We start from the raw sequence: 26643 nt of genomic DNA, 5'->3' as shown, positions 1-26643 counted from the left end.
GGATGGCGACGCCACCCCGACTGTATGCGAGACGTGCTCTCCCGCATCGGAATCGGTTCCGCCCGCGTAGACACCGTCCTGCCCTCCAGCACGGTCCGTGCCGGCGAGTCGGTCGACGCCGAGGTCCACGTCGAGGGCGGCTCGACGGACCAGGACGTCGACGCCATCTACTTCGCGCTGGAGACGGAGTACCGCACCGAGGAGGGGTATCAGGAGGCCGTCGTCGACAAGTGGCGGCTCACCGAGCCGTTCACCATCGAGGAAGGCGAGGAACGGCGCTTCGAGACGACCATCGAGGTCCCCCGCCGGACGCCCGTGACCGTCGGCTCCGTCTCCGTCGAGGTGGAGACGGGCCTGGACATCTCGCTGGCCGTCGATCCCGAAGACGAGGACCGAATCGAGGTCCGGCCCACCGAGCGGCTGCAGGCCGTCTTCGACGCGCTGGAGTCGCTGGGCTTCTCGCTGCACTCCTCGGAATGTTCCGCCCGCCCCGGCGGCGTGTTCTCCACGTCGGCCTCCTTCGTCCAGGAGTTCGAGTACCGCCCGCGGGGCGGCGAGTTCAGCGGTGACGTCGACGAGGTGGAGGTCGTCCCCGTGTACGGCGACGACGCGCTGACGGTCCACCTCGAAGTGGACCGGCGCGGCGGCCTCCTCTCGGAGGCGATGGACGTCGACGAGCGACACACCTCCTTCACCGTCACCGACGCCGACCCAGACGCCATCGAGGGGCCGCTGGCCGACGCGATCCGCGACCTGAGCTGAGGTCGCCGGCGGCCGCGACGCCCGTGACGCTCACTCCCAGAACGACTGCGTCCGCGCGTACTCCCGCTCCTGCCGGAGGATGTCCCGGTAGAACTCGTCCTCGTCCTCCCGGAGACGGTTGATGATCCGCGCGGCGTTGTGCGGCCCGACGCCGCGGGCCGCGAGCGCGATCACCGCCTGCTTGCCGTGGCTCTGGACCAGCGACGCGGAGCGGTAGGCCCGTTCGGTCATCTTCTCCTGCTCGTCGTCCTTGTCGTCGGCCCGCACCGCTTTCAGCACCTCGTCGGCCCACGGATTCAGCGCCGCGACCCGGGTCGACCCACACTCCGGGCACTCGGGCTGGTCGCGGACGCGCTTGACCTGCTTCCGCCGGTCCCAGTCGGTGCAGTGGAGACAGGCGAGGATGACCCGATCGCTCTGGATGCGCTCGCGGACGGTCTGGATGACGCTGGCGTCGGCGTTCTCCGGCGAGAGCAGTTCCCGGCCCGACGACCGACCGCCCCGGCCGACGGGCGTGCGCCGGCCGACCGTCTCCAGGGTCACCTCGCCGGACTGGAGCGCCGACAACAGCGCGGCGGTCGCGTCGATCGCGAGGTCCTCGTGGCGGACCTCCCGCAGCGCCTCCTCGTACATCGGGGTGTCCTCCAGCGCCGCGAGCAGGCGGTCCCGGCCGAAGTCTGTCGATCCCCGGCCGCGCCAGCGCTTGAGCGAGCCGAACTTCGTGGCGACCTGCGCGAGCTTGAACTTCAGCGCGTCGGCGTTCTTCAGGCTCAGCTCGATCAGGGCGGGCAGGTGGTCGGGGTCGGTGTCCTCCAGCACGTCGATCACGTCGCCGGCGGTGATCTGTCTGGGGACCTCGAGCTCGATCCGGTAGGGGTCGACCTCCATCGCGACCGACGACCCCGCCCGCTGGCCCAGCAGCGCCGACAGCACCCGCCCGAGCGTCTCGTTGACCTTGTGCCCGTAGCAGGCGTTGACGACGACTTCCCGGCCGTGGAACTCCACGAGGACGGTCCCGTCGTCGGGGATCGGAGCCTCGTGGCCCTCCAGTTGCGAGAGCCCCGACAGCACCGTGTCGCGGTCGGCGTCGTAGCGGTTGGCGACGTGGGTCGCGACCGACTCCGGCGGCGCGCCGTCCCGCAGCTGCCCGCCGGCGACCCGCCGGAGTTCGCCGACCTCCTGTGCGACGGCCTCCGGGACCGGGATCTCCTGGCCGGTCCAGGAGGGGACCTCGCCGGCGGGGTCCTCGATGGGCGAGACGGTGACGACCTCCTCCTCCTCGTCGATCTGGGTGATGCGCCACATCTCGCCGCGCTGGACGAACACCTCGCCGGGCGTCGCGAAGTTGACGACGAACCGCTCGTCCAGGGTCCCGACCTGGTCGCCGGAGGCCACGTCCTCGACCTCGTAGGTGGCCTCGTCGGGGATCATCGAGAGGTTCTGGTAGAAGTACTGCCAGGTCCCCCGGCGCTTCTCGATGGTGTCGCGGTCCTCGTCCAGCCAGACGACGTCGTTGTTCGCCAGCTCGCGGACGACGGCCTTGAACTGCTCCTCGTCGAGGTCCCGGAAGGGGTAGGCACGCGAGACGACGTGGTACGCCTCCATCGCCGGCACCTCGCCGAAGTCCATCACGACGCCGGCGATCTGGTTGGCGACGGTGTCGAGGCTGCCGTCGTGGATCTCGGCCGGTTCCACGTCGCCGTCGCGGGCCTGCCGGGCGATGGCCAGCGCCTCCAGCGTGTCGTCGGCGTGGGTCGTGACGACGGTCCCGGAGGAGACCAGGTCCCGGCGGTGGCCCGCACGACCCACGCGCTGGACCAGCCGCGACACCTGCCGCGGGCTGCCGTACTGGACGACGTGGTCGACGTGGCCCACGTCGATGCCCAGCTCCATCGAGGAGGTGCACAGCAGGGCGTCGAGCTCCCCGGCCTTGAAGCGGTCCTCGACGTCGATGCGGGCCTCCTTCGACAGCGAGCCGTGGTGGACGCCCAGGTCCGTCCCCAGCTCCTTGAACCGCGAGCCCAGCGCCTCCGCGGTCTGTCGCGTGTTGACGAACAGCAGGACCGAGTCGTGGCCGTCGATCAGTTCGTCGATGTAGCGGACGTGGCTGGCCGTCTCGGCGTCGGTGACGAGCTCGCTCGACAGCCGCTCGTCGCGGTCGGTCACCTGGGGCCGGACCACGTCGACCTCTAGCCGGCTCCCGATGTCCACCTCGACGACCGAGCAGCCCCGCCCGCCGGTGAGGAACCGGCCGACGGCCTCGGGGTCGCCGACCGTCGCCGAGAGGCCGATCCGCTGGAACGAGCCGGACACCTCCCGGAGCCGTTCGAGGCCGACGGTCAGCTGCGCCCCGCGCTTGGCGGCGGCGAGCTCGTGGACCTCGTCGACGACGACGTGCTCGACGTCTTCCAGCGCGGTCCGCAGTTTCGACCCGGTCAGCATCGCCTGGAGCGTCTCGGGCGTCGTCACGAGCACGTCCGGCGGGTCGTTGGCCTGCTTCTGGCGCTGGTAGTCGGTGGTGTCGCCGTGGCGGACGTCCACCTCCAGGTCCAGCGTCTGCCCCCACCACTCCAGCCGTTCGCGCATGTCCCGGTTCAGCGCACGCAGCGGCGTGATGTACAGCGCGCCGATGCCGAACCGGTCGCCCTCGGACACGAGGGCGTCCAGCACCGGGAGCATCGCCGTCTCCGTCTTCCCCGTGCCGGTGGGGGCGACCACGAGCGAGTCCTCGCCGCGGGCCAGCCGCGGGACGGCCTTCCGCTGTGGCTCCGTCGGCGTCGTGAACCCCCGCTCGGAGAGCGCGGCCCGGACCTCGTCGCCAAGCGCGGTGAACGCGTCGGCCCCCTCGGTCGCCCCGGTCATCGCTCCCCGCTAGCGACTACGTCGGGTTAAGGGCGTCGTGGCACGCGCTATCGTACACGTTCAAGGGCGTGGCGGCCACAGAGGGGGTATGTATCTCGCCGACGAGGCGTGGCCCGACCTCGGATCGTACTTCGAGTCGGAGTCGCTGGCGCTGGTGCCGCTGGGCTCGACCGAACAGCACGGCCCCCACCTCCCCGAGGGGACCGACCACATCATCGCGGAGTCGTTCGCCCGCCGGGCCGCCGCGGAGACCGGCTACCTCTGTACGCCGACGGTCAACATCGGCGTCAGCCCGCACCACCGGCAGTTCCACGGGACGATGTCCGTCGACGCGCCGGCGTTTCGCGACTACGTCGAGAGCCTCACCCGCAGCCTCGCGTCCCACGGCATCGACCGCGTGATCTACGTCAACGCCCACGGCGGCAACGTCGAGCACCTCCGGGAGGTCGGCCGGCGAGTCCGCGACGACGGGACGATGTACGCCATCGAGTGGATGTGGGACGAGTCGATCACCGACCGCATCGAGGCGGTCTTCGAGACGCCCGGTCCCCACGGCGGGCCGAAGGAGACCTCGCTGATCCAGTATCTCGCCGGCGACCTCGTCCACGAGGACCGCATCGAGGACGCCCGGGACGGCGGTCTGCTGGAGTTCGACGAGTCGACCGGCCGGGTGCACGGTGCCCGGACGTTCTACGACGCCATCGACAACACGGAAAACGGCGTGCTGGGCGACCAGACCGACGCCTCCGCCGAGGTCGGCGAGGACCTGTTCGAGGCCGCCCTGGACCAGCTCTGCAAGCTCTGTGAGTGGCTCGACGACCAGCCGCGGGACGCGCTGATGCCCCCCGACCACGTCTAGAGCAGCGACAGGGCGATCGTCAGCAGGTCGCCGACGGTCAGTCCCAAGAGGAGGCCGCCGAGCATCGGCACGACGTACGGGAACCCCGGCGAGTACCAGACCCGATCGCGGGCCGTCAGCGTGTCCAGCCCGGCCCGGAGCGTCTCGGGATCGGTGCCGTAGGCCGACCCGTCGATCTCTGCGAGGAACCGCTCGGCGGCCCACGGGTCGTCGAAGTCCGCACCGGACGGGGGGCCGTCGCCAGCCGTCCCGTCCGGATCGCGGGTCGCCGACCCCGTCTCGTCGTCGTCGATCCGCTCGCCGCCGTCGGTCGCCACCCGGCCGTCGCCCGGGGCCGCGCGCTCCGCCGGCAGCGAGTCGGGGTCGCGGAACCGCGCCGGCGCGTCGCGGACCTCGGCCAGCGTGGCGTCGCGCCAGGTCAGGTACATCCGGAGGGCGTCGAGATCGAGGCCCGAGAGCGTCGTCCCCGACGGCGTCTCCAGCAGCCGACCGTGGCGCTGAGCGACGCTGTCGCTGTCGACCCGCCGGCCGAACAGCGCGAGCCAGGAGACGTGACCGCGGGCGAGGTTGGCGGCCACGAGGACCAGCGGGAACACCGCGCCGACGACGACGGTGTTGACGAAGAAGGTGAACGCGAAGCTGTCCAGGCCGGTGGGGTGCAGGGGAAGTCGATACCCGAAGAGGTGGTAGCTCGGGTACGTGGGGACGAACAGCGCCATCGCGAGCACAGCCTTCGCGTCCGCGCCGCCGAAGCCGCCGAACGCCCAGAAGAGGTACGCCAGCGGCCCGATCACGCCGACGCTGATCGCCATCGCCGCGAGTTCGATGCGGGCCGAGACGGTCCCGACCCGGCCGAGCAGGCCCCACAGCTCGACGGCCAGCGAGGCCCCGGCGACGAGGAAGACCGGCCGCCACACGCGGTTGGGGATGCGGCGGGTCCGCAGGTCCGTCCAGGCGGCCCACGCGAGGAAGGGGACGGCGAGCAGACGGACGAGGTCCAGCGGGGACGTGTGCACGGGAGCCGATAGCGCCGTACTCGTACAAAAACGTCCGGTCCTCGCCTCTCCAGTCACGTCGGCGCGCGCCGACGATTTATGTGCGAGGCCGCCCCACCGAGTCGTGATGGCCGGACTCATCGCCGGTGTCCTCGGTGGCAGCCGTCGGCAGCAGGCCCAGTCGCTCGCGATGCTCGCCGGGATCGGGGGCGCGGTCCTGTTGCTCCTCGCGTCGGGCGTCCTCGTCGTGTGGACGTACCGGGGCCGACCCACGGGACGAGCCCTCGTCGCGGTGGTCGTCGCGGCCGTCGCGTGGACGGCGTTCGTCCTCGAAGCCGGTGCCGTCGTCGAGTACGTCTTCGGGAGCGGCGAGGCCGACGGCTGACCGCCGTCCCTACACCTCGTCGTACCGCCCGAGTCTGGTCCCGTCGAGCAGGAACGCCTCGGCGTCGGCGAGCGCGTTCGGCAGGAACGGGGCGAGGAACGACTGGCCCTCGACGTTGACCCACGTCCCGCCCGAGCGGTCGTTGAACGCCGGGAACACGACGGCGTCGGCGGTCACGTCGGGGACCTCGTCGAACTGCTCGGCGAACGGCTCTCGCCGGAGCGATCCCCGGAGCCACGCCCGCTCCTTGCGGGTGCCACCGACGGCGTCCTCCAGCCTGACGACGGGATGCTCGTGGCCCAGACAGATCACGTCCGCGCGCAACACGTCGGGCGCGGGCCACGTGTGGCCGTGCGCGAACCCCACGTCGCCGATCCGGACCCCGTGGCCGGGCGTCACCGTCACGTCGGCGGCGAGGTCGGACAGGACCCCTTCCAGATCGCCGTCGTGGTTCCCCTTCACCAGCGTCACCGGGACGGCGAGGGCGTCGAACAGCGCCGTCAGCTCGGCCCGCTCGTCGTCGAACGGGTCGCCGATGGCGTGCCCGAGGTCGCCGAGGACGACGACGCGGTCGGCCCCGCTCCGGTCGACGAGCGCGAGCAGGCGCTCCCGGCGGGACTCGGCGGCGGAGGCGAGTTCGACCCCCTCGTAGCGGAGGCCGGCCTCGATGCCGGCGTGGTAGTCCGCCACCGCCAGCAGCCGTTCGCCGTCTGTCTCGACGGTGGCGGCCGGCGAGTCGGGAACGGGTTCGACGCGCATCGCCCTCGGGTTGGCGACGGCGGGAGAAAAGCGGCCCGCCTCAGATCGGCGTCAGCTTGCCGTCCTCGGGCTCGTAGCAGCGCCCGCCCATCAGCGCGTCCTGGATGGCGTCCTCGACGGCCTCGGGGTCCGCGCCGTACCGCTCGACGACCGCGTCGCGGACGGCCTCGCGGTCGGCACCGTCGCCGTCGTTGAGCTCCGCCATCGTCTCCATCACGGCGTCCTCGAGGTCGACGTCCTCGGCGGCCGGTTCGTCGCCGCTCTCGGTCTCCTCGGGCGTCGTCTCGTCGGTCGCGGTCTCGGGCGTCTCGGTGACGGCCTCACCCGTCGCCGCCGTCTCGTCCGGCGGCGCGGACTCGTTGCCCGCGGGTGCGCCGGCCGACTCGGGCGCGCCGTCGGCGTCGGCCGCACCCGCCGGAGCGCCGGTCTCCTCGGCCTCCGCGAGGTCGTCGGGATCGGGCGTGTCGATGTCGGCCTCGCCCGGGTCCTCGACCTCCGTCCCGGTCGAGAAGTCGGTGCCGTACTCGCTCTCGATCTCCTCGCGCTCGTCCTCGTCGAGTTCGAACTCCCCGTCGAAGTCGCCGACCTCGTCGTCCTCGTCGGCCGCCGGGGCGTCGCCGGCGTCGAAGTCCCCCAGGTCGTCGCCCCCGGTCGCCGCGGTCCCCGAGTCGAACTCGTCCCCCGCCCCGACGGCGTCCGCGTCGGCCTCGTCGACGGCCGCCGATTCGGTGTCCTCGACGGTCGGCTCGTCGGCCGTCGGCTCGACCGTCTCGCCCTCGTCGGGGGTCGCGTCGGCGGTCCCGAGCGACTCCGACTCGTCGACCGTCGGCTCGGTCCCGGCGTCCCCGTCCTCGGCCGTCGAGACGCGTTCGTCCTGGCTCGCCGAACCGCCGGCCTCGTCGGCGCTGGTCGCCGGCGTTCCGACGTCTGTCTCCAGTTCGGTCGCCGCCAGCACCGGCACCGGGTCGTCGGTGCCCTCGCCGGGGGAGCGCGACAGTGTCCCGGCCTCGTCGAGGTCGCCGGCGACGACGCGGGTCGCGTCGAGCGCGAGGTCGCGGACCGCGTCGAGGTAGTCACCGGTCGTGCCGTAGTGGTCCAGCGCGATCGGGATGCCGGCCGCGAGGCTCTCGTCGGTCCCCGAGTCCAGCAGCGACTCCCGGAGCGCGTCGCCGGTCAGCCCGGACTGTTTCGCGCTGGCCATCCGGGCGACCCGTTCGACGGTCTGTTCGGCGGCCTGGACGACCCAGCGATCCCGGGTGGCGGCGTCGACCTCGCTGACGGACTCTGGCCGGATCGAGGTGAACACGCGGTCGCCGTCTTCCGGTTCGAAGGTTCGGGCCTTGCCGGTCACCGCGACGAACAGCGGCGGCTCGACGGCCTCGAGGAACGCCAGCGCGTCGGGCTGGTACTGGCCGGCGTAGACCACGAACGGGCCGGTCGGGTCGACGACGCGGGCCCGCAGCACCTCCTCGTTGACCTGTTCGATCTCGGTGAGGACGCCGACGACGAACAGGCGGTTCACCCGCGCGCCGGTCGGCGTGACGACGTAGTTCGGCGCTCGCTCCTCGTCGGACTCGGAGTACGAGAAGTCCGCGTCGTCGAACTCCGCGGCGAACAGCCGGTGGGCGACCTCGCGTCGGCCGGGCCCGCCGTCGGCTTCGCTCATCCGTCCACCTCCGCGAGCAGCGTCCGCGCACGCTCGGCGGGGTCGTCCTCGGCCTCCGCGAACGTCGTCGCGTTGAGGTTCGCGCCGTACTCGTCGATCGAGAGCGACCCGCGGACGACGAACTCGCGGCCGACGACCCGCTCGGCGATCCGGTCGGCGACGACCTCCTTGTCCATCGCGTCGCGGGCGTGCTCGCGGGCGTCGTCGAGGTCGCCGCCGTAGATCTCGGCCGTGAGGTCGTCGTCGAGGATGGCCGTGACGGTGCCGGTCCCGTCGTCGAGGATGGCCTTCGTCCGCAGGTCGTCCTCGCCCTCGACGGCACCGTGAGAGCGACACTGGCCCTGCTGGACGACGCGGCCACACTCCGGGCAGCGCTCGATGAGCCCGGAGCCGTCGCGGATCTCGATGACGTTGCCGGCCAGCTCCACGTCGAACTGACCGCCGCTCTCGATTGCCTCGCCGACGCTCATCCGCGGGGCGTCCTCGGCGACGGCGACGGGCGTCGAAAGCGTCGTCACCGTCGAGAACTCCGAGACGTTCACGGAGGGCGCGCCGCGGAACTCGCGGACGAACGTCTCCTCGATGCGGACGGACTCGTCCGTGGCGATCCCGTCGTGGGGGTCCCAGTCGGTGAACGGGAGGCGACCGCTCTCGTCGCCCAGCACGCCGCTGAGGATCTCCGTCTCCCCGTTCCGGCCGTCGATGGTCTTCGTCTCGCACTCGAGGACCCGGACCGCGACGGTGACGCCGCGGTCGCCGGGTTCGAGGTCGGCCAGCGACCGCTCGCCGCCGACCTCGGCGTCGACGGAAAGCGACTCGTCGACGGCCGTCGCGTTCGTGCTTCCCCCGAGGTTCAGCTCGGGCTCGCCGTCCCACTCGCGGACGCCGGCGTTGCCCAACTGGAGCGTCTGGCCCGGTTCGAGGTCGGTCTCGAAGCCGTCCCACGCCGTGTAGGAGATGCGGCCGGACTCGTCGGCCAGCTCACCCTCGCGGATGACGTGCTCCTCGCCGTTGTACTGGATTGACCGCCGGCCCGCGGTGAGGACGACGGCGGTGACGGTCACGTTCGAGTCCTCGGGCGAGACGTCGGCGATGGCCTTGCTCGACGGGGCGTCGCCACCGCCGCCACCGCCCTCGCCGTCGCCGTACTTCCGGCGGAGGCTCTGCTTGGCCTCGTCCATCGGGACGGAGTACTCCACGAGGTTCTCCAGGTCGCGTCTGACCTCCTCTTTGTCGACGCCGAGGTCGGAGGCGAGTTCCTCGGCATGGTCTTCGAGAGACATCGACCGAGCGTTCGACTGGGGTACTGAAAAGGGTTGCTGGGTGGCCGATCGTGTCGGTGTTCTGAACTGTGGCCAAAATTTCTATATGCGGTCGCAGATCTCGTACTGAGTATGTGTCTCACGGGCCGAGGCGGTCGAATTGAGGCGACCGTACCCGACGCGACTCGCGGTACCGACGCCGACGGGCGGTGGTCCTGACGTGGGTGGGTTCTTCGACTCCAAGCCGTCGGACGCACACGTCGTCTGGCGGAGCGGTCGCGGCGACGGCGGCAAGAAGAAGTTCGACTTCGAGTACCTGGAGCTCTGGGCGGCCCACTTCGGCGTCGACTACGAGGAGTGGGAGCGGGTCGACCACGAGCGCGGCGACGAACCGCGCGTCCAACGGGTCTGCGTGTTCCGGTGGGGGGAGGCCGGCGGCCAGGAGATCTCGCTGGGCGGGGAGTCGTGGACGATGGGGGCCGAGGAGCGCCCGCGGACCTTCCTCGAGATCGACGAGGCGGGGCTGGTCCGGCTGAAGGGCTGGACCGCCGAGACCACGCTCGACGTCGACGAACTCGTCCTCGACGGGACGACGCTCCGGCTCCGGACCGCGAGCGGTGCCCGGAAGACGCTCGACCTGGCGACACTCGCCTCGAAACCGGACCGGACGACGGTCTGATACGGATTGCTCTAAGTCATTACCGCACCGACCGTCGGCAGTCGGGCGGTCGGTGCGGTAAACAGTTAGAGCAATCCGTATGACACGCCGGAACCGAAACCCGTTTCTCCGGGACGACGCTGTCCGGTGGTATGCACGTCGTCGTCAACGCCGCGATGAGCGCCGACGGCAAACTCTCCTCGCGGCGGCGCGAACAGGTGACGGTGTCGGGACCGGACGACTTCGACCGGGTGGACCGGCTCCGGGCCGACAGCGACGCGGTGATGGTCGGCGTCGGGACGGTGCTCGCCGACGACCCCTCGCTGACCGTCGACGATCCGGAGCGGCGGGCCGCCCGGACCGAGCGCGGCGACTCCGAGAACCCGGCTCGAGTCGTCGCCGACTCCCGGGTGCGGACGCCGCCGGACGCACAGGTGCTGGACGACGCCGCCGAGACGTACCTCCTGACGAGCGAGGCCGCGCCCACCGACTTCGTCGAGCAGATGGAGGCGGCCGGGGCCTACGTCCTCGCCGCGGGCGAGGAACGGGTGGATCTCACGACTGCGCTGGGCAAGCTCGAAGGCGAGGGCGTCGAGCGGCTGATGGTCGAGGGCGGCGGCGAACTCATCTTCGGCCTGTTCGAGGAGGGGCTGGTCGACGAGCTGTCGGTGTACGTCGGGGCGATGATAATCGGCGGCCGGGACGCCCCCACCCTGGCCGACGGCGACGGGTTCGTCGAGGAGTTCCCGGCGCTGGAGCTGGAGTCGGTCGAGCGGGTCGACGACGGCGTCCTGCTCCGCTGGTCGGTGTAGCTCCGGCGGCGACAGAAGAGGAGCCGCTCAGTGGTCGTGGCCGGTCAGTTCGGCGAAGGAGGCACCGAACCGCTTCTCGAAGAGGTCCAGCGTCAGCGTCTCCAGCTCCGCGATCTCCTCGTCGGCGTCGCCCTGCGAGTGGTGGACGGCACCGTGGATGCGCTGTGCGAGACCGAACATCGCGATGTCGCCGACGACCTGTGCGTCGGACTCGTCGGGCTGCTCGCGGAGCATGTCCAGCAGGTCGGCGGGGACGGTCAGTTCCTCGGACTCCTCCTCGCCCTCGACGGTGAGCGTGACAGTGTCGGGTGCCATAGGATGGGTTCGCGTACCCCACGGAAGGGTCTGTCGGGTTCGCGCCCCGCGGCCGCCGGGCCGGGATCAGGCCGTGACTGGACCGTTCGGCGCGTCGCCGGCGGCCGCCACTCGCTCCTCGACCCGTGTCTTGAACGCCGCGTTGGCCGCCTCGAACCCCGCGCGGACGTCCGACTCGTCGAGTAGGAGCCCGACGAGCAGGCCGGTGAACGACTCGCGGTGGAGCAGTCGCGAGCGACCCCCGCCGAGGCCCTCGATGCGGAACTCGTGTCGGCCGTCGAACAGGCCGGGGACGACGAGCCGGCCCAGCCACTCGAGGCGTTCGCCGGGCTCGGCGGCGGTGACGCGGGGCCGGAACGTCATCCCGCGACCCCGCGGCGGGTCGACCGTCACCGAGAGGCGTTCGCCCACCGCGGGGACTCCCTCGATGGCCGTCACGAACGGGTTCCACTCGGGGTAGTCCTCGAAGGCCACCAGCGTCTCCCAGAGTTCCTCGGGCGTGGCGTCGACGTCGATCGTTGTCTCGATTGTTCGCATACCTATCGGTACGCAGTCCGAGAACGTCAATACAGAGTGAGCCGTGCTATCTGCCGCCCCGGGGCGTCCCGACCGCGTTCAGTCGTCGGCCTCGGCGGCCTCCGGTTCGGCCGCGGCGTCGTCGAGGTCCTCGAGGTAGCCGTCGGCGTCGATGGCGGCCTTACAGCCCATCCCGGCGGCCGTGACAGCCTGCTGGTAGTGGTAGTCGACGACGTCGCCGGCCCCGAACAGCCCCTCGACGCCGGTGGCGGTCTGGTTCCCGCCCTTCCCGCCCCGGGTCTGGATGTAGCCGGTGTCGTCCAGTTCGACCCCGGTGTCCTCGAGGTACTCCGTGTTCGGCGTGTGGCCGATGGCGACGAAGACGGCCCCTACGTCGAAGTCGTAGGTCTCCGTCTCGGCGTCGTCGAGGTGTTCCGAGGGGTAGCCGGTCTCGTTGGTCGCGAGGGTGACGTGGTCGACGCCGTCCTCGGGCGAGCCGTGGACCTCCAGCAGCTCCGTGTTGCGGAGGAGTTCGATCTCGCCTTCCTCGACCTTCTTCCCGACCTTGTCGATCCAGTAGTCCTCCGCGCGGAACTCCTCGCGGCGGTGGGCCAGGTAGACGGTGTCGGCGAACTTCGTGAGGAAGTGGGCCTCCTCGAAGGCGGCGTCGCCGCCGCCGACGACGAGCATGTCCTCGCCGCGGAAGAACGCGCCGTCGCAGGTGGCACACGTCGAGACGCCGTAGCCCATCAGGTCGTCCTCGCCCGGGATCCCGAGCGTCCGGGCGCTGGCCCCGGAGGCGGCGACGAACGCGTCGCAGGTGTAGACGTCGCCGTTCGAGAGCTCGACCCGGAAGGGGCGCTCGCTGTCGTCGACGGATTCGACCACGCCGTGTTCGATCTCGGCCCCGAACTGCTCGGCCTGTTCTTTCATCTCGTTGATGAGGTCCGGGCCGGAGATTCCCTCCGGGAAGCCGGGGTAGTTCTCCACCTCGCTGGTGAGGGTGAGCTGCCCGCCCGGTTCGTCCCCCTCCAGCACGAGTGGGTCGTTGTTGCTCCGGCCCGCGTAGATGGCCGCGGTGAGGCCCGCGATCCCTGTCCCGGCGACGATGAGCCGTCGGTGTTCCTCGGTGGCTGTCATTACTCCCGTTACTCGACAGCCGCGCTTGTAGCTTGCGCTGTCGTGGCGAGCGGGCGCACCCTCGCCGGCGGGGCGCTCCGACGGGCCGCGCCGACACGTTTACCCCCGCGCCCTCGCTGGCTCGGGGTATGGCCGCCGACATCGCGGAGAAGACCGACCGCTACGAGGGACTGCTCGCCGACGCGCTCGACGCCGCCGAGATCGCGCCGCCGGAGGGGACGCCGATGCACGACGCCGCCTTGGACTGCGAGGAGATGGCGGCGGCGTACCTCGACGACGGCCGCCACTTCCGGGCCGAGGACGATCCCGTGAACGCGCTGGCGTCGTTCTCCTACGGTCACGCGTGGCTGGACGCCGGCGCGCGCATCGGCCTGTTCGACGTGCCGACCGAGGGGCACCTGTTCACGCAGTGAGCGCTCGCTCCCCGGACCGTCCGTCGGCTACCGTCCGATGGTCCCCTGGCGGGTGACCGGCGCGTCGGGATCGACGGCGAACGCGACGAGGATCGCGTCCTCCGTCGCGGTCACGGGCACGTCCCCGTCGCCGCTCACGAGCGCGCTCTCCGTGTAGCCGACGCGCTCGCCGCCCACTTCGGCGGCCCCCTCGAACACGTAGAGGTAGGTGTCCCACCCCTCGCGGCCCGGCAGCGTGACGGTGGCTCCGTCGTCGAGGCGGCAGTCGAAACAGTCGACGTCGTTGCGGACGGACAACGGCGCGTCGCCACCCTCGGGGCCGAACAGGTGTCGCCACTCGTCGGGTGTGGGGTCGGGAATCCGTTCGTGCTGGAGTCCGGGTTCCAGGTCGAGGCTGTGGGGCCGGACGAAGATCTGGAGCATCCGCAGCGGCGGGTCGTCGGGAAGCGTCTCCTCGGCGTGCCAGAAGCCGCGCCCGGCGTTCATCACCAGCAGGTGGTCGGGGTCGGTGACCAGTTCGTTCCCGTCGCGGTCGTCGTGTCGCATCACGCCCGCCGGCACCCACGAGACGATCTCCTCGTTTCGGTGCTGGTGCATCCGGATCAGCGTCCCCGGGTCCATGAACGACTCGACGACGGTCGCCAGCGGGCCGTAGCCGTGGTCGTCGTGGTCGGGAACCGCCCGACCGGGGAAGTTGAAGTGGGTCCTGAACTGCCCCTGGTCCTGCGAGACGTCCGTTCGCGGGGCCGTGTGGATCTCGGGTCGCGTGCGGCCCGTCGCTGATTCGTCCATCGAGGGCGATAGGCGCGCGAGCCGGATATGGGTTTGCGCGGCGGTCCGGCCGTCCCCGGCGCGGCGAAATACAGAGATAGGTGGAGCGAGAAGGCTCCGGTATGAGCGAGTCAGCCGGGTTCGAGGCGGAGGAGGACGGACTCCGAGCGACGGTCGAGCGGCTCCTCGACGAGACGGTCGACCGGGGCGAGCCGCTGCACGTCACCGCCGACGACCTGGCGGTCGACGTGCCGATCCGGTTCGGCGAGGACGCTCCGAGAGCGCGCTGGCGCTTCGACGGCGAGGTGACGGTCACGGTCGACGGGGTGCGTGGCCCGCTGCGGGAGTGGTTCGACATCCACGGCGTCGAACCGCCGGAGACGGACCCCGAGGACTGACCCGGCGGCCCCGCGGGAACGGGCACAGCCGGAGACGTGTCGGGCGCGAGGAAAGTATTATGCTATTCGATCACAAATACCACGGGTGAGTATGACTCCCACGAAGATGCGCGAGCGGCTGAAAGAGTCCGAGGACCGCATCGACGCCGAGGAGTTGGTCTCCGCGCTGGAGTACGTCCGCGACGACGGCAAGCGCTGAGAGCACCGCTGACCCGCCGCCGCTCCCCTCGACACCCGCTCACCCGCCGGTGAGTCGCCACCCGCGCTCGGTCTCCTCGACCACGTCCCGTCGGACCATCTCGTCGAGCACCTCGTCCAGCCGGTCGGGCTGTGCGATCTCCATCTCGATGCGCTCGACGCCGTGGTACTCCCGCAGGAGCGCCCGGACGTCGCTCTCGTCGTGGACCGTCCCGTCGCTCTTGACCATCACGCCCTCGACGAGTTCGATCATGTCTTCGACGAAGTTCCAGGGGTAGACGACCCACGCCCACTCGGAGAGGCGCTCCCCGACGAAGTCCGGCTCGTGGTCGCTGGTCTGGAGCAACTGCAGCGTCGCGGTCCGGACGCTCCCCGGGTCCCGGTCGCGGACGCACTGGGCCGCCGTCTCCAGCGACTGGCCGGTGTCGGCGATGTCGTCGACCACGAGGACGTCTTTCCCCTCGACGGCCCCGTCGGCGAGCGGGTACCGGACCTCGGGTTCGTCGCTCTTCTGTGCGGTGCCGACGTAGTGTTCGACCTTCAGACTCGCCAGGTCGTCGAGCCCGAGGAAGTCACAGAGACAGCGGCCGGCGAACCAGCCGCCCCGGGCCAGCGCGACGACCACGTCCGGCTCGAAGTCGGCCGCCTTCACGTCGTCGCTGACGTCCCGACAGAGCCCGTAGATGTACTCCCAGTTGGTGATGGTGCAGGGGAACTCGTCCGGTAACTCGCCCATACAGGGTGGCGAGGCCGGGCGAACTTAACCGTTTCAGGCTGTGGCCGGGCAACTGTTATCCCGGGGTCGGCACAACGACCGGGTATGGAGACGCGACAGGTGCTGCTCGCCGACGCCTTCGCCGAGGAACCGATGGCCGGCAACCCGGCCGGGGTGGTGCCCGAGGCGGACGGCCTCGCCGACGACCAGCTGGCGGCGATCGCGAACGAACTGGGGGCCAGCGAGACGGCGTTCGTCCTCGGCAGCGACGAGGCCGACCGCGAACTGCGCTTTTTCACGCCCGAACAGGAGGTCGACCTCTGTGGCCACGCCACCGTCGCGGCCCACGCGGCGCTGTACGAGCGCGGGGCCGTCGACGCCGGCCAGTCGACGATGGCGACGGCGGCGGGCGTCCTCGACGTCGAGGTCAAGGACGACGGGACGGTCTGGATGGACCAGGGCAGGGTCGACCTCCGCGAGGTCGACCTCCCGCTGGCCGACGCCGCCGACGCGCTCGGCATCGACGCCGCGGCGCTGCGGGACGTGGGTGCGGACCTCCCGCCCGCCGTCGGCGACGCGGGGTTCCCGTGGCTGCTCGTCCCGGTGAACTACTTCGAGCACCTGGGAAACGTCGCGGTCGACCGCGAGGCCGTCGTCGACCTCTGTGAACGGGTCGACGCGATGGGGCTGTACGCGTTCACGTTCGACACGCTGGGCGGCGCGTCGACGCTCCACGGCCGCGCGTTCGCGCCCCGGGCGGGCATCGCCGAGGACCCCGTGACCGGTACCGCGGCCGGGGCCGTCGCCGCACACGTTCGCCGACAGGGAGTCGTCGACGAGACCGTCGACCCCGTCGTCGTCGAGCAGGGTCACTTCCGCGACCGGCCGGGGACGGTCAGGGTCGAGACCGACGGGGTCGAGGCGTGGGTCGGCGGCCGTGCCGTGACCACGCTCGACGGGACGCTGACCGTGCCGCCGGCCGACGAGACGGACGACATCATCGAGGTGTAACGGACCGCCGTCCCCGGATTCCGGTTCGCTCGCTTCCGAGTGAACTGCGTCCGGTACTGCCGCGACCGGAAGGACCTTACCGATCGTTAGTGAACGTGAACGTGACCCAATGCCAACAGTCTGGCTGGACGAAATCGACGGGGACGACCTCGAACGGGTCGGCGGGAAGGCGGCGTCGCTCGGCGAACTGACGGCGGCGGGACTGCCGGTCCCGTCCGCGTTCGTGGTCACTGCGGACACGTATCGGTCGTTCATCGACGAGACCGGCATCGCCGAGGAGCTGTTCGAGGCGGTCGACGTCGACAGCGACGACTCCCGCGCGCTCGCGACGGCCGCCGAGCGCGCGCAGGAACTGATCCTCGAGACCGAGGTGCCCGAGTCGGTCCGGGAGGCCGTCCTCGCGGCCTACGACGAGATGGGGGACTACGACGTGGCGGTCCGGTCCTCGGCCACCGCCGAGGACCTGCCCGACGCCTCCTTCGCGGGCCAGCAGGACACCTACCTCAACGTCTCGCGGGCGGACCTGCTCGACCGCGTCAAGGAGTGCTGGGCGTCGCTGTTCACCCAGCGGGCCATCTACTACCGCAACGAACAGGGGTTCGACGACGACGCGGTCAACATCGCCGTCGTCGTCCAGCAGATGGTCGACGCGGAGAAGTCCGGCGTGATGTTCACGAGCCACCCCTCGACGGGCGCGCCGACGGCCATCGTCGAGGCCGCGTGGGGGCTGGGCGAGGCCGTGGTCTCCGGGGCCGTCTCGCCGGACAACTACGTCGTCGACCGCGAGTCCGGCGACGTCGAGGAGGTGACCGTCGCGGACAAGACGGTGATGTGCGTCCGCGACGAGGACGGCGAGACCGTCGAACGCTCGGTCCCGGAGGAGAAGCGGGAGAAGCGCGTCCTCGACGAGGACGAGATCGACCGGCTGATCGAGATCGGCGAGACCGTCGAGGCCCACTACGGGACGCCACAGGACGTGGAGTGGGCCATCTTCGAGGGCGAGGTGTACCTCCTGCAGTCCCGGCCCATCACGACCATCGACGACGAGAGCGCGGCGGCCGCCGCGGCAGCCGACACCGGGGACTCCGCCGGTCTCGCCGACGGCGGCGAGATGCAGGACCAGCCCGACGAGGTACGCCTGTCGGGCATCGGCTCCAGCCCCGGCACCGCCACCGGCGAGGCCCGCCTCGTCCGCAAACTCGACAACCTCGACAAGGTCGAGGAGGGCGACATCATCGTCACGGAGATGACGACGCCGGACATGGTGCCGGCGATGCAGCGCGCGGCCGGCATCGTCACCGACCAGGGCGGGATGACGAGCCACGCCGCCATCGTCTCCCGGGAGCTGGGCGTCCCGGCCGTCGTCGGCACCGACGACGCCAGCGAGCGGCTCCGTGACGGACAGACCGTCACCATCGACGGCGACATGGGCACCGTCGAGCTCGGCACGGACATCGACGAGCAGGAGGCCGACGACAGCCCGGACGGCCACAAGCCACCGGCGGCGGCGGCCGTCGACGAGGAGCACAGCCCGGTCAAGCCGATGACCGGGACGGAGGTGAAGGTCAACGTCTCCATCCCGGCGGCCGCCGAGCGCGCCGCCGAGACGGGTGCCGACGGCGTCGGCCTGCTGCGCATCGAGCACATGATCCTCTCGACGGACAAGACGCCCGCCCGCTACGTCGAGGACCACGGCGAGCGCGCCTACGTCGAGGAGATCGTCGACGGCGTCCGCCACGTCGCCGAGGCGTTCTACCCCCGCCCGGTCCGGGTCCGGACGCTGGACGCCCCCTCCGACGAGTTCCGGCAGTTACAGGGCGGCGAGGACGAGCCCGCCGAGCACAACCCGATGCTGGGCTACCGGGGCATCCGCCGGTCGCTGGACCGGCCCGGCGAGTTCAAGCTCGAGCTCCGAGCCTTCGAGCGGCTCTACGATCTGGGCTACGACAACGTCGAACTGATGCTCCCGCTCGTCACCGACGCCGAGGACGTCCTGCGGGCCAAGTCCGTGATGCGGGAGGTCGGCATCGACCCCGAGAAGCGCGACTGGGGCGTGATGATCGAGACGCCGGCCAGCGCGCTCCGCATCGAGGAGCTCTGTGAGACGGGCATCGACTTCGTCTCCTTCGGGACGAACGACCTCACGCAGTACACGCTCGCCGTCGACCGCAACAACAGCAACGTCGCCGACCGCTTCGACGAACTCCACCCCGCGGTGCTGGACCTGATGGGGAAGGTCATCGGCACTGCCCGCGAGAACGACGTGGCGACGAGCATCTGCGGACAGGCGGCCTCGAAGCCGGAGATGGTGGACTTCCTCGTCGACGAGGGAGTCACGTCCATCTCCCCGAACATCGACGCCGTCCGGGACGTGCAACACGAGGTCAAGCGGGTCGAGCAGCGGCTGCTGCTCGAATCCGTCCGCTGAGGGCCGCCGCCGAGGCACCCGTTTTTTGTCCCAGTCGCCCGTCGGCGACGGTATGGACCCATCGTCGGTGCCGGAGGCCAAGGGAATCAGCGCCGGGGTCGACTACATCCCCTTTGGCATCCCCGGACTGGACGGCGCGTTGCGCGGCATTCCGACCGGGAGCACGGTGTTGCTGGCGGGTGCCTCGGACGCCGGCGGCGACGCCTTCACCTACACGAGCCTCGCGACGCTGATGCTGGCGAACCACGATCCGGACCTCGTACCCAGCAGCGTCGCGCGCAAGGCGGCCGCGATCCCAGACTCGGTCACGTACGTCACGCTCACCCAGGACCGCGAACACGTCTACAGCGAACTCGACGCCGTCCTCGACGGCCACCAGTTCGAGGCCCTGACCCAGAACCTGCGCGTGGCCGACTTCTCACAGCGGTACATGGAACTGCTCCCGGTCTCGCCGGCGCTGTTCGACGCCCGCCGGACGACCCGAGACATCGAGGCACCCGAGGACGACGAACCGGCCGACTCGGTCCCCGAGGAGGAGAACTTCCAGTCGCTGCTCGACGACGTCGGCGAGCGGCTGGTCGAGGCCGAGGACGACCTCATCGTCGTCGACTCGCTGACCGACCTCGAACGCGCCCGGGAGTTCGGCCTCCCGCAGGGCCGGGTCGTCGCGTTCCTGATGGGCCTGCGCGAGGCCGTCGTCAACTGGGGGAACGTCGCCTACGTCAAGCTCGACCGGCCGGCGCGGGACGCCCGCTCGGACGACCGCATCCACGGGCTCCTCCACGGCAGCGTCTACTTCTACTCCAACGACAAGGGGTTCGAGACCTACCGGACGATGCGGGTCGGTTCCTTCGGCGGCGCGCTGGACACCGAGCGCCAGACCGTCTTCGAGTCACAGGTCGGCCCCAGCGGCTTCCGGGCGAAGGCGACCAAGAAGATCGGCCCGTCGAACTGGTGAGGTGGAACAAAACGGCTAAACGGCTCGCCCGCGTTCCCCCTGCTGAATGCTCCAGCGGGCCGAGCCACAGGAGTTCGAACGGGTCCTCTCCTCGATGTGTACCGTGCCCCACCCCCGGGCACGCGAGGCGGCCGAGCGGTTCCTCGCGACCAACCCCGGCGACCCCGGCACCTACCAGACGGTCGCCGACCTCGAACGCGAGGCCGTCGACGCCCTCGGGGAACTGACCGGGCTCGCCGACCCGGCCGGCTACGTCGCCTCGGGGGGGACGGAGGCCAACGTCCAGGCGGTCCGCATCGCCCGCAACCGCGCCGACACCGACGACCCGAACGTCGTCGCCCCGGTCCACGCCCACTTCTCCTTCACCAAGGCCGCGGACGTGCTCGGGGTCGAACTCCGGACGGCCCCGGCGGACGGCCATCGCGTCGACGCCGACGCGATGGCGGAACTCGTCGACGGGGACACGGTCTGTGTGGTCGGCGTCGCCGGCTCGACGGAGTACGGCTACGTCGACCCCATCCCGGCCGTGGCCGACCTCGCGAACTCCGTCGACGCCCTCTGTCACGTCGACGCCGCGTGGGGCGGCTTCTACCTCCCCTTCACCGACCACGACTGGCACTTCGGCCACGCCGACGTGGACACGCTGACGATCGACCCCCACAAGGTCGGGCAGGCCGCGGTCCCGGCCGGCGGGCTGCTCGCCCGCGACGAGACGCTGCTGGACGAGCTGGCCGTCGAGACGCCGTATCTGGAGTCCACCAGCCAGCTGACGCTGACCGGGACCCGATCGGGGGCGGGCGTCGCCAGCGCCGTCGCCGCGATGGAGGCGCTGTGGCCCGCCGGCTACCGCGAGCAGTACGAGCGCTCGATGGCCAACGCCGAGTGGCTGGCCGAGCAGCTGCGCGCCCGGGGCCACGAGGTCGTCGACCCGGAACTCCCGCTCGTGGCCGCCGACCTCTCGGTGCCGATGACCGACGAACTCCGGGACCGCGGGTGGCGGGTCTCCAAGACCGGTGCCGGCGAGCTACGCGTGGTCTGTATGCCCCACGTCACGCGGTCGATGCTCCGGTCGTTCGTGGCGGACCTGGACTGGTACTGAGGCCGGCGAGCGGAGCGAGAGACCCGAGCGGAAAAAGTCGTCGGTGGTCGTTCGTGGCGGACCTGGACCGGTACCGAGGACGGCCACGTCGGACCCGGACGGACACGGTGGTCTACCGCCCGACAGAACGGCGGCGCTACCGTCCGCTCCCGAGAGAACATACCAAGCTTTACCACCCCCTCTTTGCTATGGAGCGTTGTGGACCCGGTCGCCTCGCTCCCCGCGCTGGCCCTGTTCATCGGCGACTGCTCGACGCCGGCGAGTCCGCTGTCGCTGCTCGAACAGGCCGTCTGTACGGCCACGGGACCGACGGGACTGGGCATCATCGCCGTCTACTCGTTCCTGATCGCGTTCATCCTGCCGCTGCCCAGCGAGGTGGTGCTCGTGCCCGCGGAGACGCTGCGGCTCGGCCTGCCGACGTGGGGCAACGTCGCGGCGATCATCGTCGTCAGTGCCGGCGGGAAGGCCCTCGGGAGCCTCTTCGCGTTCCACATCGGCCAGGAGGCAAAGGAGTACGGCCCCCTGATCCGACGGCTCCAGCGCTCCCGGTTCGACGTGGTCGAGTGGTCCGAGAACAAGACGATCCAGATCGCGAAGCGGTACGGCTACGTCGGCCTCGCGCTGGCGCTGTGTGTCCCCTTCTTCCCCGACACTCTCTCGATCTACGCGTTCACCGTCTTAGAGGAAGACTACGTCCGGTTCGGCGCGGCCACCTTCGCCGGAAGCGCCGGCCGCCTACTGGTGACCATCGGCCTGGCCGGCGGGACCCTGGCGCTGTTGTGACCGCGGAGACGGCCACCGCAGTCGCACTTATGTAATCTGTGTGAGAACACTGTCGTATGAGTGACAGCCGTCTCTCCGTACAGACCCTGCTGGGCGGGATCATCGTCGTCGTCGGACTGGCACTGCTGGCGCGCTCGACCGGTCTGATCGACGTCGAGAGCCTGCTCGTCTACGTCCCGTCGCTGATCGTCCTCCTCGGGCTCTCGCTGGTGCTCGGGCAGTACCGCGCACGGACCCGGAGTCAGGACACGAGCGACGTCGTGGCATTCGCCTTCTTCGGCGGGCTGGAGATCTTGGACTGAGCGAGCGGAAACCAACCCCTTTTGACCCGTCGGCGGCACACGAACAGGTATGAGCCACGACGAGTTCCCCACCGACCACCCCGCGGTGGTCACGTGTGGGCTGCCGTACGCCAACGGCGACCTGCACGTCGGCCACCTGCGGACCTACGTCGACGGGGACGCACTCTCGCGGGCGCTCCGGCGCATCGGCCAGCAGACCGCCTTCGTCTGCGGGTCGGATATGCACGGGACACCCGTCGCCGTCAACGCCGCGAAGGAAGGGGTCGATCCCCGCGAGTTCGCGCTGGAGTACCACGAGACCTACGCCGAGACGTTCCCGCAGTTCAACGTCGAGTTCGACAACTACGGCCACACCGACGACGAGACCAACACCGAGCTCACGCGGGAGTTCGTCCGCTCGTGGATCGACAACGACCACGTCCACGAGAAGGAGATCCAGGTCGCCTGGGACACCGAGGAGGACCAGCCCCTCCCCGACCGCTACGTCGAGGGGACCTGTCCGTACTGCGGCGAGCACGCCCGCGGCGACGAGTGCGACGAGGGCTGCCAGCGCCACCTCGAACCCGGGGAGATCGAGGACCCCGTCTCGACGCTGACGGGCAATCCCGCCGAGTACCGCGCCCGCGAGCACAAGTTCCTCCGCCTCTCGGACTTCCAGGAGTACCTCCAGGGCTTCCTCGACCGCGTCGAGGGGACCGACAACGCCCGGAACCAGCCCCGCGAGTGGATCGAGGGGGAACTCCAGGACCTCTGTATCACGCGGGACATGGACTGGGGCGTCGACTATCCCGCTCGGGAGGACGAGGGGGCGGCGACCGAGGACCTCGTCCTGTACGTCTGGGTCGACGCGCCCATCGAGTACGTCGCCTCGACCAAGCAGTACTCCGAGCGGGTCGGGGCCGACGAGTACGACTGGGAGCAGGTCTGGAAGGTCGGCGGCGAGGAGCGCCACGGCACCGCGTGGGACGACGACTGGACCCACGAGGGCGGCGAGGTGATCCACGTCATCGGCCGGGACATCATCCAGCACCACGCCGTCTTCTGGCCGGCGATGCTGCGGGGGGCGGGCTACAACGAGCCCCGGTCGATCCTCGCGACGGGCTTCGTCGGCATCGACGGGAAGGCCCTCTCGACCTCCCGGAACCGCGCGGTCTGGGCCGACGAGTACCTCGACGCTGGCTTCCACCCGGACCTGTTCCGCTACTACATCGCCACCGGCGCGGAGCTGGACACGGACGTGGACTTCTCCTGGGACCGGTTCCAGGAGCGGGTCAACGGCGAGCTCGTCGGCAACGTCGGCAACTTCATCTACCGCTCGCTGCTGTTCGCCGAGCGCAACTACGACGGCACGCCGGACACGGAGGTCAGCGCCGACGTCCAGAAGCGCATCGCCGAGGCCATCGACGACTTCGAGACGGCCGTCCGGGAGTACAACGTCCGCGACCTCGCGGAGGTGGCGACGGCCCTCTCGAACTACGGCAACGAGTACATCCAGTCCGAGGAGCCCTGGAACCTCGTCGACGACGACCCCGAGCGCGCAGAGCAGGTCATCCGGGACTGCGTCCAGCTCACCAAGGCCGTCGCCGTCCTGTTGCAGCCGGTGCTGCCGGGCAAGGCCGAGCGACTCTGGGGCCAGCTCGACGAGCAGGGGTCGGTCGCCGACGTCTCCGTCGACGCGGCGCTGGAGGCCCCGCCCGCCGAGTTCGACGAGCCCGACGAGCTGTTCGAGCAGGTCGAGGACGACCACATCGCCGACCTGAACGCGGAGCTGCGCGACCGGGTCGCGGCCGCGAACGAGGACGACGAGGACGGTGATGCCGACGGGGCCGAGGACGCCGCCGACCTCGAACCGCTGGTCGAGGACCGCATCAGCTTCGAGGAGTTCGAGGGCGTCGACATGCGCGTCGGCGAGATCGTCACCGCGGAGCCCGTCGAGGACGCCGACAAGCTCCTCCGGCTGGAAGTGGACATCGGCCACGAGACCCGTCAGGTGGTCGCCGGCCTCGCCCGACTGCACGAGGCCGACGACCTGCCCGGTACGCGGGTCATCCTGCTCGCGAACATGGAGCGGGCGGAGCTGTTCGGCATCGAGTCCAACGGGATGGTGCTGGCCGCCGGCGACGAGGCGGACCTGCTGACCACCCACGAGGACGCGCCGCTGGGCACCCGGATCAAGTAGCTCGGCGGCCCGGTCGCCGGCCATTTTTGTAGCCGGCCGCCCTACCCGGACGTATGGCTGCCGACGGCGGGACCGACGAGGCGACGGGCGACGGGGACGACGAGCCCCGCGACGAGGACGCGGAGACCGGGGACTTCGTGGAGGCATACGAGTACGCCACGGAGGCCGACGTCATCCAGGTCGAGGCGGCCGACGACGGCGACGAGGAGGCCGTCGCCGGCTCGTTCACGCCCGACGTGGAGGTGACCCCCGGTCGACCCGAGCCCGAGAGCGTGATCTTCGTGGCGCTGGGTGTCTACATCGCCGTCGTCGCTCTCGGACAGGTGGTCCTGGGGGACGCCATCTACGCGCCGACGACGCTGGCGGCGATCACCGCCGCCGTCGCCGGCACTGCGGCGCTGTGTTACGGCGTCTTCGTCCGGACCAACCCGGACACTTAATCCCGCGCCCGCCCTACCACGTCGTATGAGCATCTCGCTGGGCGCGCTCGCCCTGACGCCGCTGCAGGCCGAGTCACTGCTCAACCTCTCGCTCGCGATCCTGCTGTTCCTCTCGGGTGCCGGGCTCGTCGTCGCGGAGGCGTTCGCGCCCGGGACCCACTTCTTCGTCCTCGGGGTGGCGCTGCTGACCGCGGGGCTGGTGGGTCTGTTCCTCCCCGCGACGGCGTTCGCGCCGGTCATCCTCGCGGCCGTCGTCCTCGCGACGACGGCGGTGACGCTGTGGGGCTACCGGAAACTCGACTTCGCGGCCCCCGGCCGCGGCCAGACGCTGAGCTCGAGCTCGCTGCAGGGGCAGTTCGGGACGGTCACCCAGCGGGTCACGACGAGCGACGGCGAGGTCAAACTGGAGGACGGCGGCTTCAACCCCTACTACCAGGCGCGGAGCGTCGACGGCGTCATCGAGGAGGGGACCGAGGTGATGGTCGTCGACCCCGGCGGCGGCAACGTCCTCACCGTCGAGGCCGTCGGGAGCACCGGCGACGACATCGACCGTGCGCTCGAACGTGACCGGGCGGACCGACCGGACGACGAGACGGACCGCGAGCGGGACACGGAGTCCGAGCGGGCCTGACACGGCACCGCCGCGATCGTGTGATACGGCAGTTTGTGACACGTACGCGGAAGGCTTTTGCATCGGCCGACCCGAGTTCGAACCGTTATGCTCCCCGCACTGACACCGCTGCAGTCACTCACGGGAGGGCTCGTCGGGTTCGTCACCGTCGTCCTCCTGTTGATCGCCATCGCGCTGGTGTACTCCAGCGTCGTCATCATCCGGCCCTACCAGAAGGGCGCGTACACGGTCCTCGGGACCTACCGCGGCATCCTCGACCAGGGGATCCACTTCATCTATCCCTTCGTCTCGGACGTGACCCGCTTCGACATGCGGACTCAGACGCTCGACGTGCCGCGTCAGGAGGCCATCACCCGCGACAACTCGCCGGTGACCGCCGACGCCGTCGTCTACATCAAGGTGATGGACCCGAAGAAGGCGTTCCTCGAGGTCGACAACTACGAGCGCGCCGTCTCGAACCTCGCCCAGACCACGCTGCGTGCGGTGCTGGGCGACATGGAACTGGACGACACGCTGAACAAGCGCCAGGAGATCAACGCCCGCATCCGGAAGGAACTCGACGAGCCCACCGACGAGTGGGGCGTCCGCGTCGAGAGCGTGGAGGTCCGCGAGGTCAACCCCTCGAAGGACGTCCAGCAGGCGATGGAGCAACAGACCTCCGCCGAGCGGAAGCGGCGTGCGATGATCCTGGAGGCCCAGGGTGAACGCCGCTCCGCCATCGAGACCGCGGAGGGTGACAAGCAGTCCAACATCATCCGCGCTCAGGGTGAGAAGCAGAGCCAGATCCTCGAGGCGCAGGGTGACGCCATCTCGACGGTCCTGCGGGCGAAGTCCGCCGAGTCGATGGGCGAGCGCGCCGTCATCGACAAGGGGATGGAGACGCTCGCGGACATCGGCGGCTCCGAGTCGACGACGTTCATCCTCCCCCAGGAGCTCACCTCGCTGGTCGGCCGCTACGGCAAGCACCTCACCGGCAGCGACGTCAAGGAGAACGGCCACGTGCTAGACGCGCTGGACTTCGACGACGAGACCCGCGAGATGCTCGGCCTGGACGACATCGAGGAGATCCTCGGACAGATCGACGAGGAGGCCGAGGTCGACGTCGAGGCGATGGAGGAGGAGGCCCAGAAGATCAAACACGGCGAGGACTCGGGCGTCGACAGCGCCGACGAGGTCATCGAGGAGATGGACGCCGAGATCGACGACGGCAACATCGCCGGCGGACCGGAGGCCGGCGACGGCGAGGGCGACGGCGACACCGCCTGACCGGCGACGGCGGCACACCACACGTATAGCCCCTCCACACACCGGTTCGATACGTGTAGT

At 70.4% G+C, this 26643-nt stretch carries 27 protein-coding genes; 17 read left to right on the top strand and 10 right to left on the bottom strand.

What is annotated here, in order from left to right:
* The first annotated feature begins 24 nt into the window (after positions 1-24).
* On the top strand, positions 25-762 hold the full coding sequence (locus P0592_RS00660; protein ID WP_276272333.1) for a sporulation protein: 738 nt from the start codon (positions 25-27) through the stop codon (positions 760-762).
* Positions 763-792: 30 nt separating this feature from the next.
* Here the strand turns inward: P0592_RS00660 and P0592_RS00655 are convergent, their stop codons facing one another.
* Positions 793-3624, bottom strand: coding sequence for a DEAD/DEAH box helicase (locus tag P0592_RS00655; RefSeq protein WP_276272332.1), 2832 nt, complete (start codon positions 3622-3624; stop codon positions 793-795).
* Positions 3625-3712: 88 nt separating this feature from the next.
* Between P0592_RS00655 and P0592_RS00650 the strand changes: the two genes are divergently transcribed.
* A complete protein-coding gene (locus P0592_RS00650; RefSeq protein ID WP_276272331.1) occupies positions 3713-4483 on the top strand; it encodes a creatininase family protein in 771 nt (256 codons plus the stop codon).
* Here P0592_RS00650 and P0592_RS00645 read toward each other — a convergent pair.
* Positions 4480-5499 (bottom strand): prepilin peptidase, encoded by a 1020-nt coding sequence (locus tag P0592_RS00645; protein ID WP_276272330.1) that lies wholly within the window; start codon positions 5497-5499, stop codon positions 4480-4482. The two genes, P0592_RS00650 and P0592_RS00645, sit on opposite strands and share 4 nt — an antisense overlap.
* A gap of 106 nt (positions 5500-5605) precedes the next feature.
* Between P0592_RS00645 and P0592_RS00640 the strand changes: the two genes are divergently transcribed.
* Entirely contained in the window at positions 5606-5863 is a 258-nt protein-coding gene (locus P0592_RS00640; RefSeq protein ID WP_276272329.1) for a hypothetical protein, read from the top strand.
* 9 nt (positions 5864-5872) lie between these two features.
* On the opposite strand, the gene P0592_RS00635 is transcribed toward P0592_RS00640, so the two are convergent.
* The 3 genes from P0592_RS00635 to P0592_RS00625 are packed head-to-tail and all read right to left on the bottom strand — an operon-like array spanning position 5873 to position 9571.
* Positions 5873-6622, bottom strand: coding sequence for a metallophosphoesterase (locus tag P0592_RS00635; protein ID WP_276272328.1), 750 nt, complete (start codon positions 6620-6622; stop codon positions 5873-5875).
* Positions 6623-6662: 40 nt separating this feature from the next.
* On the bottom strand, positions 6663-8288 hold the full coding sequence (locus P0592_RS00630; RefSeq protein WP_276272327.1) for an RPA family protein: 1626 nt from the start codon (positions 8286-8288) through the stop codon (positions 6663-6665).
* On the bottom strand, positions 8285-9571 hold the full coding sequence (locus P0592_RS00625; protein ID WP_276272326.1) for a Single-stranded DNA binding protein: 1287 nt from the start codon (positions 9569-9571) through the stop codon (positions 8285-8287). The genes P0592_RS00630 and P0592_RS00625 overlap by 4 nt, the downstream gene beginning before the upstream one ends.
* A 199-nt stretch (positions 9572-9770) precedes the next feature.
* Here P0592_RS00625 and P0592_RS00620 point away from each other — a divergent pair, with 199 nt between their 5' ends.
* Both P0592_RS00620 and P0592_RS00615 read left to right on the top strand, forming a co-directional pair.
* Positions 9771-10229, top strand: a complete 459-nt coding sequence (locus P0592_RS00620; RefSeq protein WP_276272325.1) for a hypothetical protein — start codon at positions 9771-9773, stop codon at positions 10227-10229.
* A gap of 131 nt (positions 10230-10360) precedes the next feature.
* Positions 10361-11020, top strand: a complete 660-nt coding sequence (locus tag P0592_RS00615) for a 2,5-diamino-6-(ribosylamino)-4(3H)-pyrimidinone 5'-phosphate reductase (RefSeq protein ID WP_276272324.1) — start codon at positions 10361-10363, stop codon at positions 11018-11020.
* A gap of 27 nt (positions 11021-11047) precedes the next feature.
* Here the strand turns inward: P0592_RS00615 and P0592_RS00610 are convergent, their stop codons facing one another.
* From P0592_RS00610 to P0592_RS00600, 3 genes are all read right to left on the bottom strand, one after another.
* On the bottom strand, positions 11048-11335 hold the full coding sequence (locus P0592_RS00610; protein WP_276272323.1) for a DUF7545 family protein: 288 nt from the start codon (positions 11333-11335) through the stop codon (positions 11048-11050).
* 66 nt (positions 11336-11401) lie between these two features.
* On the bottom strand, positions 11402-11872 hold the full coding sequence (locus P0592_RS00605) for an SRPBCC domain-containing protein (protein ID WP_276272322.1): 471 nt from the start codon (positions 11870-11872) through the stop codon (positions 11402-11404).
* A gap of 78 nt (positions 11873-11950) precedes the next feature.
* Positions 11951-12991, bottom strand: coding sequence for an NAD(P)/FAD-dependent oxidoreductase (locus tag P0592_RS00600; protein WP_276272321.1), 1041 nt, complete (start codon positions 12989-12991; stop codon positions 11951-11953).
* Positions 12992-13119: 128 nt separating this feature from the next.
* On the opposite strand from P0592_RS00600, the gene P0592_RS00595 reads away from it, so the two are divergent.
* Entirely contained in the window at positions 13120-13404 is a 285-nt protein-coding gene (locus P0592_RS00595; protein ID WP_276272320.1) for a DUF357 domain-containing protein, read from the top strand.
* A gap of 27 nt (positions 13405-13431) precedes the next feature.
* Here the strand turns inward: P0592_RS00595 and P0592_RS00590 are convergent, their stop codons facing one another.
* Positions 13432-14196, bottom strand: a complete 765-nt coding sequence (locus P0592_RS00590) for a pirin family protein (RefSeq protein ID WP_276272319.1) — start codon at positions 14194-14196, stop codon at positions 13432-13434.
* A 101-nt stretch (positions 14197-14297) separates the two neighbouring features.
* Here P0592_RS00590 and P0592_RS00585 point away from each other — a divergent pair, with 101 nt between their 5' ends.
* Positions 14298-14573, top strand: coding sequence for a hypothetical protein (locus tag P0592_RS00585; protein ID WP_276272318.1), 276 nt, complete (start codon positions 14298-14300; stop codon positions 14571-14573).
* Between the two features lie 238 nt (positions 14574-14811).
* On the opposite strand, the gene P0592_RS00580 is transcribed toward P0592_RS00585, so the two are convergent.
* Positions 14812-15507, bottom strand: a complete 696-nt coding sequence (locus P0592_RS00580; RefSeq protein ID WP_276272317.1) for a phosphoribosyltransferase — start codon at positions 15505-15507, stop codon at positions 14812-14814.
* Between the two features lie 84 nt (positions 15508-15591).
* Here P0592_RS00580 and P0592_RS00575 point away from each other — a divergent pair, with 84 nt between their 5' ends.
* The 10 genes from P0592_RS00575 (at position 15592) to P0592_RS00530 (ending at position 26583) form a co-directional block, all read left to right on the top strand.
* A complete protein-coding gene (locus P0592_RS00575; RefSeq protein ID WP_276272316.1) occupies positions 15592-16497 on the top strand; it encodes a PhzF family phenazine biosynthesis protein in 906 nt (301 codons plus the stop codon).
* Positions 16498-16606: 109 nt separating this feature from the next.
* A complete protein-coding gene (ppsA, locus tag P0592_RS00570; RefSeq protein ID WP_276272315.1) occupies positions 16607-18925 on the top strand; it encodes a phosphoenolpyruvate synthase in 2319 nt (772 codons plus the stop codon).
* Between the two features lie 52 nt (positions 18926-18977).
* The gene (locus P0592_RS00565) at positions 18978-19883 is read left to right on the top strand and encodes an RAD55 family ATPase (RefSeq protein ID WP_276272314.1); all 906 of its coding nucleotides are present in this window, start codon (positions 18978-18980) and stop codon (positions 19881-19883) included.
* 46 nt (positions 19884-19929) lie between these two features.
* Positions 19930-20982, top strand: coding sequence for a tyrosine decarboxylase MfnA (gene mfnA, locus P0592_RS00560; protein ID WP_276272313.1), 1053 nt, complete (start codon positions 19930-19932; stop codon positions 20980-20982).
* Positions 20983-21180: 198 nt separating this feature from the next.
* Complete coding sequence (locus tag P0592_RS00555) at positions 21181-21765, top strand: YqaA family protein (RefSeq protein WP_419181109.1); 585 nt, start codon at positions 21181-21183, stop codon at positions 21763-21765.
* A 56-nt stretch (positions 21766-21821) separates the two neighbouring features.
* The gene (locus P0592_RS00550; RefSeq protein WP_276272312.1) at positions 21822-22067 is read left to right on the top strand and encodes a LiaF transmembrane domain-containing protein; all 246 of its coding nucleotides are present in this window, start codon (positions 21822-21824) and stop codon (positions 22065-22067) included.
* A gap of 49 nt (positions 22068-22116) precedes the next feature.
* Complete coding sequence (metG, locus tag P0592_RS00545; RefSeq protein WP_276272311.1) at positions 22117-24246, top strand: methionine--tRNA ligase; 2130 nt, start codon at positions 22117-22119, stop codon at positions 24244-24246.
* A 53-nt stretch (positions 24247-24299) separates the two neighbouring features.
* The gene (locus tag P0592_RS00540) at positions 24300-24686 is read left to right on the top strand and encodes a DUF7312 domain-containing protein (RefSeq protein WP_276272310.1); all 387 of its coding nucleotides are present in this window, start codon (positions 24300-24302) and stop codon (positions 24684-24686) included.
* Between the two features lie 25 nt (positions 24687-24711).
* Positions 24712-25317 carry an NfeD family protein gene (locus P0592_RS00535; RefSeq protein ID WP_276272309.1) on the top strand — a complete coding sequence of 202 codons (606 nt, stop codon included), beginning with the start codon at positions 24712-24714 and terminating at the stop codon, positions 25315-25317.
* An 87-nt stretch (positions 25318-25404) separates the two neighbouring features.
* On the top strand, positions 25405-26583 hold the full coding sequence (locus P0592_RS00530; RefSeq protein ID WP_276272308.1) for an SPFH domain-containing protein: 1179 nt from the start codon (positions 25405-25407) through the stop codon (positions 26581-26583).
* The last annotated feature ends 60 nt before the right edge of the window (positions 26584-26643 follow it).

The sequence above is a fragment of the Haloarcula litorea genome (assembly GCF_029338195.1).
GTDB classification, from domain to species: Archaea; Halobacteriota; Halobacteria; order Halobacteriales; family Haloarculaceae; genus Haloarcula; species Haloarcula litorea.
The sequence above is the reverse complement of the archived record's forward strand: the minus strand, read 5'-3'. Positions and strand labels throughout refer to the sequence as shown.